The sequence below is a fragment of the Streptomyces hilarionis genome (genome assembly GCF_024539675.1).
Lineage (GTDB): Bacteria > Actinomycetota > Actinomycetes > Streptomycetales > Streptomycetaceae > Streptomyces > Streptomyces hilarionis.
The window spans coordinates 1-13,135 of sequence record NZ_JAHHIT010000051.1 but is presented as its reverse complement, the minus strand read 5'-3'; the positions used below and the strand labels follow the sequence as shown (position 1 = coordinate 13,135).

Genomic DNA, 13,135 nt, shown 5'->3' with positions numbered 1-13,135 from the left:
GCGCGTGAGTACGCGTACTCACGCGCGGCGGGGTGATCGCTCGGACACGGCGCGGACTTCGGCGAGACGTGGACGGCCGCGGCGCGGGAACCACGACGTCGGCACCCGTCGGACGCGGCCCGGGGTCAGGTGGGAGCGCGTACCTCCGGCTGTGGCAAAGGAATTGACGCTCCGTCAGTCACCGGCGCCCGTCATCAGGGCCGGCAGGCCGTACGGCGCCCGGTCGTCGATCACGAGCCCGTGGAAGCCGTCGTCGTTCGCCTCCACCTCGGCGGCGCGGGCGACCATGGCGTGTTCGTGCTCGGCGAGGGCGGCCGAGCGACGCGGGGTTCAGTCGCGGTAGGAGGCGAGGTGCCAGACGCGGGCCCGGTCCAGTCTCACCGAGCCGTTCTCGGCGAAGACCTGCACGCCTTCGCTGTCGGGGCCGGGGAAGACCTGGTCGGTGATCACCGCTTCGCCGCTGCCGCCGAAGACCTCCACGGACGACCAGTCGACGAGGATCCGCAGCGTCACCTTGCCGTCCTCGGCCTGTAGTGGCGCGCGCTGCACGCCGGGGAAGGAGCCGTCGAAGTCCACGGCGCCGGAGCGGGTGCGGTCGACGTACAGCTCGCGTGTCGTGGTGTCGTAGCCGATGACGGTCTCCTCGCCCGCGGCGCCGGTGCGCACCTTCAGGCCGAAGCGTTCGGCGTCCTCGAGCGAGAAGGTCGCCTCGATGTCGAGTGCCTTGCCGTCGGCCGCGGGACCGATCAGGGGCTTCGCGGTGCTCTCGACGGTGACGCCGTCCGCCGTCGCCGGGCGTCCCTGGCGGAGGGACTCCAGGCCCTTCACCGGCTTGCCGGTCAGGCGGACGCGGCCGTCGACGGTGCGCAGGGCCAGCTCCCGGGGGGCGCTCTGCGCTCCGCGCCAGGGGGAGGTGGGGACGGCGCCGCCGTAGTCCCAGTTGTTCATCCAGCCGATCATGTAGCGCTTGCCGCCCGGCGCGTTCTCCCAGGAGACGGCCGCGTAGTAGTCCTTGCCGTAGTCGGCCCAGCCGGCGCGCTGCACGACGGACTCGGCGGGTTCGTCGGCGGCGGTGAACCGGTCGGCGAGGATGTGGCCCCAGCCCGCGGTGTTCCGGTCGACGACCTGGATCTGGGCCTTCTTCCCGGCGTAGGGGCGCAGGTCGAAGGAGGCCCAGTCGAGGGTCTCGCTGTCGGAGCCGGTGGCGCTGCGGACGATGCGGCCGTCGACGAGCAGGTTGACGGACGTCTCCTGTGAGACCGGCAGGGCCCGGGTGTCGGAGAGCACGATGTGGTCGACGTCGAGGTGCCCCCAGCCTCCGGTGTTGTCGTCGACGATCCTGATCCGGGCCGTCTTGCCGACGAGGTCGCCGACGTCCCAGGAAGCCCTGGTGAGGGCTTCGGCGTTCCTCCCGGTGGCGCTGCGCACGACACGGCCGTCCACGAGGAGTTCCAGGGCCGTGGGGTCGGCGGAGCCGGAGGGGTGGTCGCCGCCGCCGATGAGGAAGTCGACGTACCTCTCGTCGATGGTGAATTCGGGTGAGGTGAGGGTGCCGGTGGCGCCGTCGCCGTTCCGGTAGGTGTTGACCAGGCCGTCGCCCAGCCAGCCGGACACCTCCTGCTGGTCGGGGAGGGTGCCGGTGGCCGGTGCGGCGCCGAAGGCCTCCCCGGTCGTCGTCCAGTCGCCGTAGGCGCCGCCTTCGAAGTCGGCGAGGATCCTGCCCGCGGGCAGGGGGCCGGGCTCCGGGACGGTTGCGGCCTCGTGCGGGTGCCGCCCGCCGCCGATCCTGAAGTTCAGGTAGGGGCTGTCGACGGTGAACGCGGGTGAGGTGAGGGTGCCGGTGGCGCCGTCGCCGCCGTGGAAGCTGTTGGCCAGGCCCTTGCCGTCGAAGCCGCCGACGGGCCCCTGGCCGGGGAGTGTCCCGGCCGCCGGTCCGTCGCCGAACGCCGTGCCGGTCCTGGCCCAGGCGCCGAAGTCGGCGTCCTCGAAGTCCTGTACGACCGTTCCCGCGGGCGGAGTGTAGGGGCCCTCGTCCTCGGCGGTGAACCGCTGTCCGTCGAAGTCGCCGATGAAGTACTGGGCGGCCGAACCGCCCGCGATGCCACCGGGGTTGATGTTGACGACCAGGACCCACTTGATGTGGTCCGCATCCCCGTCGACCGCGAGCGGGAACAGGTCGGGGCACTCCCACACGCCGCCGGTCGCGCCGGCCGGCCCGAACTCGCTCAGCAGGGTCCAGTCCTTGAGGTTCTTCGACGAGTAGAACCGCACCTTGTGCTCGGTGGACAGCGACACCGTCATCAGCCAGCTCTTGGTCGGCGCGTACCACTGGACCTTGGGGTCACGGAATTCCCTGGAGCCGATGTCCAGTACGGGATTGCCCCGGTACTTGGTCCAGGTGCGGCCGCGGTCGGTGCTGTAGGCGAGCGACTGGGCCTGTCTGCCGCCGTCGTTGTAGGCGCTGGTGTAGATCGCCACCATGGGCGGGTTCTTCCCCGTGCCGAACCCGGTGGTGTCGTCCCGGTCCACGACCGCGCTGCCGGAGAACACCATCTCCTCGTCGTCGTGCGACAGGGCGAGCGGCAATTCCTTCCAGTGCACGAGGTCCGGACTCACGGCATGCCCCCAGGACATGGCGCCCCACGCGTTGCCCTGCGGGTTGTACTGGTAGAAAAGGTGGTACTCCCCCTTGTAGTACACCAGGCCGTTCGGGTCGTTCATCCAGTTCTTCTCCGGGGTGAAGTGGAACTGGGGCCGGTAGGCCTCGGAGTACGGCGGTGTGTCGGCGGCCACGGCCTGCGGGACCAGCGGGGCCGCGGACAGCGCCCAGACGGTCGCCACCGCCGCGAGCATCCGTGTGCGGGCATGCCGGGGTGCACGTCCCGAGCTCATGGCGCCTCCTGTACTGCGGCTGTTCGCGCGACAAATCCCTGCTGCCCGGCGCGAAGCGGGCAGCAGTCGACGTCCTGTCGGGCGCCGTCGTCCCCGACGTCCGACAGGGATGTCATCGTTGACTTATGTCAGCGATGACATCGGGTGGCCCCGATGATGGGGGCAATCCGGCAAGGCCGTCAACCGTTCTGGCGCGGCGTCACCACCGCACGCAGGCAACGGAGATGGGGCGCGCCGCGCAGAGGCCTGACCCGCAGGGCGGCCCGGGCGCCGAGCGGACCCGCGCGCACGCGCCGACGCCGGGCTCGCGGCGTTTCCCCGTGGCGACCGCGCGAGTGACGTCTGACCCCGCCGCGGCTCACGCGGTTCGCGCGGCTTGGCCCAGGCGCCCTGCGGCCGGTTCTGGGCCCGCCAGGCGCAGGTGACGAACACCGATGATCATCAGCCCGCGCGGGGCAGGCGATCAAGAGGTGTCCGCGGGTCGCAGCGTAGCCCCGGCCAGCCCACCTGCGGCCGGCCTCGCGGGCCGGGCGGTGACGTGAGCTCGGGCCGGGCGGTGACGTGAGCTCGGGCTGGCCGGTGACGCGTCCGCGGTATACCTGGCCGCGATGGTCCTGCGCACGCTCCGCGCGCCCAGGCGAACGCTCACGAGGTCGCCAGGCGCCCCTTTCCGTCACACCCGTGACCTACGACCGCGCCGTTCGGTCGGTTCCCCGGGCGCGGCCGGCGCAGCCGACGCTCAGGAGCCGGGCCGGATCACTGCCCGTCGTGCAGCTTCGCCTGCTCGCGAAGGGCGTGCACCAGCGTCGTTACGTCGGGCCGGTCCCGGCCGCCGATCGCGGCGACGCCGATGTGCCGGACGGGGGCCGGCGACGTGATCGGCACACTGCTCAGGCCCGGGATCCCGGGGGCGAGCGCGATGGAGGGGATCAGGGAGATGCCCAGGCCCGCGGCGACCAGGGAACGGGCGAAGAAGTAGTCCGTGGTCGTCCCGCGGATCTCCGGGTCGAAGCCGGCGCGCTCCGCGAAGCGGCGCAGATACGCCTCGGTCTTCAGGCAGCCGAGCACCCAGGGTTCGGCTGCCACGTCGGCGAGGTCGAGTGCGTTACGGCCGGCGAGTCGGTGCCCCTGAGGGAGGACGACGTGCAGGGGGTCTTCCAGGAGCGGCGTCCACTCCAGGGTGGAGCCGGGGCCCCGTCCGCCGGGGAGCGGGCCGTCGAAGTGGTAGGCGAGGGCGAGGTCCACGGCGCCCTGACGGACGAGCGGCAGGGTGTCCTCGGGTTCGCCCTCCCTGACGTGGAGCACGGTGCGGGGGTGGGCGGCCATGAGCCGGGTGAGCGCGGCGGGCAGCAGCAGCCTGCCGCCGCTGGTGAACGTGGCGACGGTGAGCTGGGTGACGCCGGTGTCGAGCGAGGCGACCCGCTGTCGGGCGAGTTCGAGTTCCGCGGCGACGGACTCGGCGGCGCCGACCATGATCCGGCCGGCCGGTGTGAGAGTGACGCCCCGCGTGCTGCGCGCGACCACCTGGGCGCCGAGGGTGCGTTCCAGGGACGCCACCTGCTGGGAGACGGCCGAGGGAGTGAGGCGGAGCGCCGCGGCCGCGCGGTTGAAGCTGCCGTGCTCCGCCACCGCCCGCAGGACGCGGAGCCGCTGCACATCGATCAACAGTTTTCCTAACCGTGTAGCCAGCAAGTCACGACTTCTGCTGACGACGATAGGTCTCCAGGATGGGCGCATGCAAAGGATCTGCGTCATCGGCGGAAGCCGGTACTTCGGAAGGCTCCTGGTGGAGCGGTTGCAGGCCGCGGGCCACCAGGTCACCGTGATCAACCGCGGTTCCGTGCGGCCGCCCGCCGGCGTCGAGCACCTCGTCGCCGACCGCGACGACGAGGGCGCCCTGACCGCCGCGCTCGGCTCCCGCACCTTCGACGTCGTGGTGGACCAGGTCTGCTACACGCCGGTTCAGGCCGCTGTCGCCGCCCGCGTCTTCGCCGGCCGCACCCGGCGCTACGTCATGACCTCCACGATCGAGGTCTACGACCCCGCGACCGCCGCCCTGCCGGCCGTGCCGTCGGGCGTCCCCGTGCCGGAGGAGAGCGTGGACCCGGCCGTCTGGCGGGTGGCGACGGACCTGCCCTGGCACGACGACGCCTACCTGGAGGCGCACTACGCCGAGGGCAAGCGGCAGGCCGAGGCCGTCCTCGCGCAGGCCGGCGGCTTCGCCTTCGTCTCGGTGCGCAGCGCCCATGTGCTCGGCGGCGGCGCGCGGGAGTTCACCGGCCGGCTCGCGCACCACGCCGGGCGCGTCAGCCGGGGCGAGGAGATCGCCGTGCACGAGAAGGCGCTGCCGACGGTCTTCATCCCCTACGAGGAGTTGGCGGACCTGCTGCTGTGGGCGGCGACCGCGGCCGACTTCACCGGCCCGGTCAACGCCTGCTCGGACGGCCCGCTCGATGTGTACGACCTCGTCGAGCTCGTCGCCGCGCAGGCCGGCCGCAAGGCCCTCCACCGGATCGTCCCGGCGGGCGAGGAGGCGTCGCCGTTCTCCGTCGACCGCCACTACGCCATGAGCAACGCCCGTGCGAAGGCGCTGGGTTTCGCCTTCTCCCACACCTCCGACTGGCTGCGCGACGCCGTCGCCGAGGCCCTCGCCCTGTCCGCCGCCCCCACCGCTTGAGGAAGTCCCCGACACCTCCCGGGCACCCGCTTCCGCCGCTCAAGGAACGAGGAACGTCACCACCATGCAGTACCGCACCCTCGCCCACACCACCGTCGGCGCCGTCGGCCTGGGCGCCATGCCGCTGTCCATCGAGCACCGACCGGACGAGGCGCGGGCCGTCGCCACCGTCCACGCCGCCCTCGACGCCGGCGTCACCCTCATCGACACCGCCGACAGCTACCACTGGCACGCCGACGAAGCAGGCCACAACGAGTCGCTGATCGCCCGAGCCCTGGCCCGCTACGGCGGCGACACCTCCCATGTCCTGGTGGCCACCAAGGGCGGCCGCGGCCGGCCCGGGGACGGCAGCTGGACCGTGACCGCCACGCCCGCCCACCTGAAGCGGGCCGCCGAGGCGTCCGCCCAGCGCCTGGGCGTGGAGGCCATCGGGCTCTACCAGCTGCACAAGCCGGACCCGGCCGTGCCCTGGGCGGAGTCCGTCGGCGCACTGCGCGAGCTTCTCGACGCCGGCACCATCCGCGCCGCCGGCGTCTCCAATGTCACCACCGACCAGATCCGTCAGGCGCATCGGATCCTCGGCGACGGACTCGTCTCCGTGCAGAACCGGTACTCGCCCGCCGTCCGCGACAGCGAGCCCGAGCTGCGACTGAGCGAACGGCTGGGGCTGGCCTTCCTGCCCTGGAGCCCGCTGGGCGGAATCTCCCGCAGTTCCCTCGACGGTCCCCTCGGCGCCGCAACCGGTCCCACCAGCGCCGATCCCACCGCCGGTGCCACCACCAGCGGCACGGCCTTCCACCGCATCGCCGCCGAACGCGGCGTCAGCCCTCAGCAGGTCGCCCTGGCCTGGCTGCTCGCCCGCTCCCCGGCGGTGATCCCGGTGCCGGGCGCCAGCCGCCCGGCCTCCATCACCGACTCCGCCGCAGCAGTGGAGCTCGAGCTGAACGCGCGGGAAATGGAGGAACTCGAAGACGTTCTGCCGAACTGAGTCGGGCGTTCGCCTCCGGCGGGAGTGCGCGGGCGACGGTCACCACGACAGGCTCGCGATGAGCTCTTCGCGACTGTTGACGCCCGTTTTCCGGTACACCGACCTCAGGTGGTCATTGACGGTGTGCAAAGAGATGTTCAGACTGCGCGCGATCTGCTTGACAGCCGCCCCGTCCAGAGCGTGTTCGATGACCGTCCGCTCTCTGGCCGTTATTCCGTACAGGACGGCTGCCGCGGGCAACAGCACGTCGGAGGTGGCGGGTTGAATGGTCACGGCGATGTCGCCGGAATGCGTTCCGTCGAGCGGCTGGGCCTGGAGGACGAGCCAGCCGTCGGGGCCGGGTACGCGACTCAGCGCCTGTTTCCCCGGGTGGCGCGCGGCGAGGGCGATATTCCAGACGTGCGCGAACAACTCGTCGTCGTCGGCCGTCGCGTTGTTCGGTGCGAGCCTGCTCACCCACTCGCGCCCGGTCGCGGTCGCCGCGCTCACGGTGTCACGACGGTCGACCAGCACGACACCCGGGGCGGGCGCGTTGCGCACGGGACGCAGGAATCGACTCGCCACATGCCGTCGCACCGCGGCGGCCAGAATTCCGGAGAGCTGCGCGGCCCGCAGGGATTCGGCCGTGGAGAAGGGTCTGACGCCTCTTCCCCTCAGCAGAACCAGAACTCCCCATGCCCTGCCGCCGAGGGTGAGGGCGATCCGCATTTCACTGCCGACATCGGTCGCTCTCATGATGTCGTCGTGTTCCGGACTGACGCCGCGTGAACTCGCGGCGGTGCGCGACGCGAGGACGGAAACGGGGCGGGAACCGCGCATCATGCCGGTCACCGTGTGCCGCTCCCGGCCCAGGATCTCCTCGGTCTCCAGTGCGCGGTAGAACGCTGCACCGTAGCCGTGCTCCTTGGTCAGGAAGCATGCCGCGCCCGTCAGCGGGTCGACGCCTCTCAACATGTAGCCGTCGTGCGGCAGAAGCCGGTCGACCCACTGGGAGACGACCACCCCGAACTCCGCGATGGTGGTCGTCTCCGCTGTGGCCGCCGAAAGGGAGAAGGGGATCGTCTCCGGATGAGTCTCCACGCGGACAGCGTGGTTCGGCACGTCGCGCCGATCCAGCGATATGCGCGTTCTGACCGACACCGAAGCTCATCTTGGCGGAATTCTGACCCCTTTCCCGGAAAGCGGAAGTGGAGGCGTCAGGTTCCGGGCCCACCGCCGGGGAACCGGTTATGGGAAACCCTTCGGGACCGGGCGGAACGACTCACGCCGTCAGCATTCCGGAATGGTCCCCTCGTGGAATGCCTGGTTCCCGTCAATGTACGCGCCGTACGTCCATCCCTCGACGAACGACTCCTGCCCGGTGGTGGCGGTGTAACGCTCCGACAGCGTGTGGTACCACACGTTTCCACGGTTGTCGATGTTGTCGCCGCGGTCCCAGCAGTCGGCGATGATGGAGTCCCCGGCGCGAAGATCCAGCACTCCCACCTTGCCGTCGCGGGTATGCGTCTTCTTGTAGACGCTCGGCCCGAATCCCGTGGTGACCGGAATGTCGGCCGCGGCGCCGGCGCTGCCCGTCGCCAGCGCCAGCGCGCCGGCGCTGAATGCCGCCACCACGGCGGTACGAGCCCAGCTGGCAGATCTCATCGTCGTCTCTCCCTCTTCCCGGACCATGCGGCTGTGGTGCGCTGCTGTGCTGCTTTTCGGAACTCGCCTCTGAGGATGCCCGGCTGCGGACGGCGCGGGCATCCTCAGAACTCGGGGGTGCCGGAGCCGCGGTCGGGGTGGACGAAAGAGGCTCCCCGTGCGGGCCGGGGACCGGCCGGGCCGACGTCACGGGCGACGCGACCGGACCTCCTCGGCGTCGTTCCCGCGCGCCGCCCCGACCGCGGGGACGCGGCGGGCCCGGCCGCGCTCGTGCAGGGCGAGCGCCAGCGGTGCGGCGGTGAACATCGAGGAGTAGGTGCCCACCACGAGCCCGATGAGGAGAGCGAGAGCGAAGTCGGTCAGGGTGTCGCCGCCGAGGACGGCCAGCGCGGTGAGGATGAGGGCGGCGCCCATCCCGGTGTTGAGGGTGCGGGGCAGGGTTTGCAGCAGTGCCCGGTTGGCGGTGCGGGCGAAGGATTCCCCGTGGCCGCCGCGCCCCAGTTCCCTGATCCGGTCGAAGACGACGACGGAGTCGTTGACGGAGTAGCCGATGACGGTCAGCAGCGCGGCCAGGAACACGCCGTCGACCGGCTTGCCGAGCCAGGCGAAGACGCCGACGAGGATCACGACGTCATGGGCGAGCGCGGCGACGGCGGAGGTTCCCAGCAGCCAGCGGAACCGTGCCGCCAGGTACAGCAGCTGCGCGCCGAGGGCGACGGCGAGCGCGATGAGGGCGCCGCGGCGCAGCTCCTCGCCGAGGCTGGGTCCGATGGTCTCGTCACGGACCTTGTCGGCATGGCGTGCCAGGTCGGTGACGGTGTCGGTCAGCGTCGCCGCCCGGGCTTCGCTCAAGTGGTGCGTGCGGACGGTGAAGCCGTGCTCGCCGGCGGTCTGGACGACGGCCCGGGGGAACCCGGCGTCGGCGAGCGCCGAGCGGACCCGATCGACGTCGACGGGGGCGGCCGTGGTGTATTCGACGAGGCGGCCGCCGGTGAACTCGACGCCGAAGTCGAGGCCGCGCACGACGATCCCGGCGCCGGCCAGCACGAGGGCGGCGGCGGAGGCGGCCAGCCATCGGCGCGGGTGGCGCAGCAGGTCCGGCTTGCGCCGGTCGAGGCGGTCGCGGACCGCGCCGGTGTGGGCGATGCCGGTGAAACGCAGCCGGCGGCGCAGGAGAGGACGGGCGAGGGCGAGGTCGGCGAGGGCGCGGGTGACGACGAGAGCGCTGATCATCGAGGCGAGGACGCCGATGCCGAGCGTGACGCCGAACCCGCGCACGGGCCCGGAGGCGAGGAAGAACAGCAGACCGGCGGCGATGAGGGTGGTGACGTTAGAGTCGGCGATCGCGCTGAAGGCCCTGCGGAATCCCGCGGTCAGGGACGACCGTGGGGTGGGTCGGTGGCGGGCGGCGTACTCCTCGCGGGCGCGTTCGAAGACGAGCACGTTGGCGTCGACCGCCATGCCGATGGCCAGGACGAATCCCGCGAGTCCCGGCAGGGTGAGGGTCGCGCCGAGGGCGGCGAGGGCCGCGTAGGAGAGCAGGCCGTAGCAGGCCAGGGCCACGGTCGCCAGGATCCCCATGAGGCGGTAGACGGCGATGATGAACAACGACGTCAGGACCGTGCCGATGACGGCGGCCCGGGCACTGGCCGTGATGGCCTGCGCGCCCAGGGAAGGGCCTACGGTGCGCTGTTCGACGGTCTCGACCGGTACCGGGAGGGCGCCCCCGTTGACGAGCAGCGCCAGCTCCTTCGCCTCGGCGTCGTCGAAGGCGCCGGTGATCCGGGTGGAGCCGCCGTTGATGCCGGACCGGCAGGCGACCGACGGATCGACCTGCGGCGAGGAGATGATCCTGTCGTCCAGGACGATGGCGACCCGGCGGCCCGGATCTCCGGCCGCGTGGCAGGCGGCCTCGCCGGTCAGGCGGGCCCACCCCTGCTGGCCCGCTCCCCGGAAGTCGACGGTGACGTGCCATCCGGCGCCGGTCTGCTGGTCGAAGCGCGCCTCCGCCTTCTTGACGTCCTTGCCGGTCAGGGAAGCCGCCCGAAGTCGCAGGTGTCGGCCGGACTCGTCGGCCAGCACCTGCTCACCGGGCCGTCCGGGCAGGTCTCCGGCGCCCGCAGCCGTGCCGATCACCTGGTGGAAGGTGAGCCGGGCGGTGCGGCCGAGGACGTCGGCCGCCTGCCGGGGATCCTGCACCCCGGGCAGTTCGACGACGATCCGGTCGTCGCCGGAGCGGGCGATGGTGGGTTCGGCGACGCCGAGCGCGTCGATGCGGCCGCGGAGCACCTCCACGGTGCGGTCCGTGGCGTCGCCGCCGGCGTCGGCGGCGCCGGTGGGGCGGGTTTCCAGCGTGATCTGGGTGCCGCCTCGCAGGTCCAGTCCGAGGTGGACGGGCACGGTGAGCGCGACGTACAGGGACAGGGCGACGAGGGCGAGGGCGATCAGCCCTCTGAGGTGAGCAGATCGGTTCACGGCGAGGCCTCCGGCAGGGCACACCGCGGCCAGGACGCGCGGCCGCGGTCAGGAAGGGGGAAGGGGTGAGGGGTCGGTTGCCGGAGAGCGCGGGGGCGCCCGGACCCCGTGACGGTGTGCCGGTCGCCCCGTGTCGGGGTGGTCTGCCGCCGGGGCCCGGGGCGGCGCGGGCCGGGTGGAGGGGGCCGAAGCGTCGGGTGACGCGCCCGGGGTGGAGCCCGGCGGGGCGTGCCGCTCGCCGGCGCCGTCCCGGTGGCTTCGAACGGAAGCGGTGGGGACCGCGGGGCCGGCCCGGTCCGGGTCCGACGCTCCGTACGACGACGACGCCTCGGCGGCGGCGGCCGCCGTCCCGGTCGACGCACGTTGGTGCTCACTGCCCGGGGCGGACACCCCGAGCACGAGGGCGAGGACGGCGAGGAGGACGGCCCCCACCGCTGCCGAACCGCGCCCGCGCGTGCGCGCGACGGGGTGCGCGAAGCAGGACATCCCCCCTCTCCCTCCCTCATGGATCGCGCCCCGCCGCCTCGGTCCGGTCCCCGGGGAGCCGGCGGGCTCAGGCTTCGATGAGGCCGGCGCGGATCGCGTAGCGGGTGAGTTCCAGCCGGTCGCGCAGGCCGAGCTTGTGCAGCAGGTTCTCCCGGTGCCGGTGGACGGTCTTGATGCTGATGAAGAGGATCTCGGCGATCTCCTTGGAGGAGTGGCCCTCGGCCACGAGCTTGAGCACCTCCTCCTCGCGTGCGGTCAGCACCTGCTCGGGCGGCTCCTCGCCGTTGCGGACCCGGTCGAGGTAGTTGCGGATGAGCGCGGTCACCGCGCCCGGGTACAGGAAGGGCTCGTCCCGCATGGCGGCCCTGCACGCGGCCACCAGGTCGCGGTCGGCCACCGACTTCAGCACGTATCCGCCGGCGCCTGCCTTGAGGGCCTGGAAGAAGTACTGCTCGTTGTCGTGCATCGTCAGCATCAGCACCCGCACCCCGGGCTTCAGCGCGAGGAGTTCGCGGGTGGCCTGCAAGCCGGTCATCCGGGGCATGGCGATGTCCATCACCGCCAGATCGACCTCGTGGGTGCGGGCCAGCTCGACGGCCTCCGCGCCGTCCCCGGCCTCGGCGACGACCTCGAGGTCCGGCTCCCGTTCCAGGATGAGCCGCACACCGCGGCGGACCAGAGCGTGGTCGTCGGCGAGGAGGATACGGATCACGGGCGTGTGGGACATGCTCATGGCTGCTTCCTGAGGAGGGGCACGGTCAGCCGGACCGTGGTACCGGCCTGCGGTGGGGAGACGACGTCCAGGGTGGCCCCGATCAGCAGGGCCCGCTCCCGCATGCCGCGCAGTCCGGCCCCTTCGCGGGCGGCCCCGGTGCCGCGGCCGTCGTCGGCCACGGCCAGCACCACCGCGTCGTCGGTGTGGCGCAGGCTCACCTCGACCCGACCGGCCTCGGCATGGCGAGCGGCGTTGGTCAGGGCTTCCTGGACGACGCGGTACAGCACCAGCTCCGTCTGCTGGTCCAGCGCGGGCAGGCCCGGCTCGAAGCGGCGCACGACGCGCAGCCCGACATGGGTCGCGAACTCACCCGTCAGCGAGGTCAGCGCGCTGACCAGGCCGAGGTCCTCCAGCACACCCGGCCGCAGCCGGCGCACCAGACGTCTCACCTCGTCCAGGGTCCCCCGGGTGATCTCCTGCACCTGCCGCAGTTCACCGCGCAGGGGCTCGTCCGTCTCGTCGACGGCCCGTTCCAGCGACAGCAGGACCGCCGTCATGCTCTGGCCGACCTCGTCATGCAGCTCCTGAGCGATACGGCGCCGCTCCGCCTCCTGCGCGAACAGGGCGCGGGCACTGCTGGAGGCCCGCTCGTGCTCCAGACGCTCGAGCATCGCGTTGAACGTGCGGATCAGTTCCGTGGTCTCACCACGGCCCCCCTCCGGCAGGCGTTGCCCGGGCCGCAGCAGGTCGACGGTGGCCATCAGGCGCGTGAGCCGGTCGAGCGGGGACAGCCCGATCCGCAGCAGCGCGGCATTGGCGACCAGCATCACCGCCAGGCCGCCCAGGAGGATGACCGCCTCGGTCAGCACCACCGGCACGGAGACGGTCACCGGAGCCCACAGCAGCAGAGCGGTGGCGCTGCCCAGCACGACCGCGTTCAGCGCGAAGATCCGCCAGAACAGGGACACCTCGTTGACGCCTCTCTGTGTTCGACACGGCTTGTCCTCACCGTCGGTCACCCGGCACGCCGGACGTGCGCCGCGTCCGCGGGGCGTGACCGGCCTGCTGTCCAGGCTGCCCGCTGCCGGTTGCGCCGTCGATGGGGTCCGCTGCCCATTTCGGCGCTGCCGGCCTCCCCACCCGGTGATGGGCCGCGCGTCCTGCCACAGATGGGTATCGCGCCCGATGGGTTTCGTGCGGCCGCTCGGCCACGGTGGAGGCATGACCCCGCCCCCGTGACACTCCCCCGGCCCTCGCC

9 protein-coding genes are annotated in these 13,135 nt (G+C 72.3%); 2 read left to right on the top strand and 7 right to left on the bottom strand.

Annotation, left to right across the window (positions count from 1 at the left end; all coding sequences use genetic code 11):
• Positions 1-330: 330 nt before the first annotated feature.
• A complete protein-coding gene (locus KMS84_RS12695; protein WP_285893463.1) occupies positions 331-2,892 on the bottom strand; it encodes a GH32 C-terminal domain-containing protein in 2,562 nt (853 codons plus the stop codon).
• 756 nt (positions 2,893-3,648) lie between these two features.
• Positions 3,649-4,557, bottom strand: a complete 909-nt coding sequence (locus KMS84_RS12690; protein WP_256916279.1) for a LysR family transcriptional regulator — start codon at positions 4,555-4,557, stop codon at positions 3,649-3,651.
• 70 nt (positions 4,558-4,627) lie between these two features.
• On the opposite strand from KMS84_RS12690, the gene KMS84_RS12685 reads away from it, so the two are divergent.
• Together KMS84_RS12685 and KMS84_RS12680 are read left to right on the top strand one after the other, a co-directional pair.
• The gene (locus tag KMS84_RS12685; RefSeq protein ID WP_256916278.1) at positions 4,628-5,569 is read left to right on the top strand and encodes an NAD-dependent epimerase/dehydratase family protein; all 942 of its coding nucleotides are present in this window, start codon (positions 4,628-4,630) and stop codon (positions 5,567-5,569) included.
• 64 nt (positions 5,570-5,633) lie between these two features.
• A complete protein-coding gene (locus KMS84_RS12680) occupies positions 5,634-6,557 on the top strand; it encodes an aldo/keto reductase (protein WP_256916277.1) in 924 nt (307 codons plus the stop codon).
• 39 nt (positions 6,558-6,596) lie between these two features.
• Here KMS84_RS12680 and KMS84_RS41235 read toward each other — a convergent pair whose 3' ends face one another.
• The 5 genes from KMS84_RS41235 to KMS84_RS12655 form a co-directional block, all read right to left on the bottom strand.
• A complete protein-coding gene (locus KMS84_RS41235; RefSeq protein WP_256916276.1) occupies positions 6,597-7,637 on the bottom strand; it encodes a helix-turn-helix transcriptional regulator in 1,041 nt (346 codons plus the stop codon).
• A 189-nt stretch (positions 7,638-7,826) separates the two neighbouring features.
• Positions 7,827-8,201 carry a hypothetical protein gene (locus tag KMS84_RS12670; protein ID WP_256916275.1) on the bottom strand — a complete coding sequence of 125 codons (375 nt, stop codon included), beginning with the start codon at positions 8,199-8,201 and terminating at the stop codon, positions 7,827-7,829.
• A gap of 186 nt (positions 8,202-8,387) precedes the next feature.
• Entirely contained in the window at positions 8,388-10,676 is a 2,289-nt protein-coding gene (secD, locus tag KMS84_RS12665) for a protein translocase subunit SecD (protein WP_256916274.1), read from the bottom strand.
• Between the two features lie 553 nt (positions 10,677-11,229).
• The gene (locus KMS84_RS12660; protein WP_256916273.1) at positions 11,230-11,895 is read right to left on the bottom strand and encodes a response regulator transcription factor; all 666 of its coding nucleotides are present in this window, start codon (positions 11,893-11,895) and stop codon (positions 11,230-11,232) included.
• A complete protein-coding gene (locus KMS84_RS12655) occupies positions 11,892-12,845 on the bottom strand; it encodes a HAMP domain-containing sensor histidine kinase (RefSeq protein WP_256916272.1) in 954 nt (317 codons plus the stop codon). Before KMS84_RS12655 ends, KMS84_RS12660 begins: the two co-directional genes overlap by 4 nt.
• Between the last annotated feature and the right edge of the window lie 290 nt (positions 12,846-13,135).

What these genes read in the sequence shown, in the direction of transcription:
- KMS84_RS12695 (WP_285893463.1), bottom strand. Translation starts at nt 2,892, where the DNA reads ATGAGCTCGGGACGTGCACCCCGGCATGCCCGCACACGGATGCTCGCG.
- KMS84_RS12685 (WP_256916278.1), top strand. Translation starts at nt 4,628, where the DNA reads ATGCAAAGGATCTGCGTCATCGGCGGAAGCCGGTACTTCGGAAGGCTC.
- KMS84_RS12680 (WP_256916277.1), top strand. Translation starts at nt 5,634, where the DNA reads ATGCAGTACCGCACCCTCGCCCACACCACCGTCGGCGCCGTCGGCCTG.
- KMS84_RS12670 (WP_256916275.1), bottom strand. Translation starts at nt 8,201, where the DNA reads ATGAGATCTGCCAGCTGGGCTCGTACCGCCGTGGTGGCGGCATTCAGC.
- KMS84_RS12660 (WP_256916273.1), bottom strand. Translation starts at nt 11,895, where the DNA reads ATGAGCATGTCCCACACGCCCGTGATCCGTATCCTCCTCGCCGACGAC.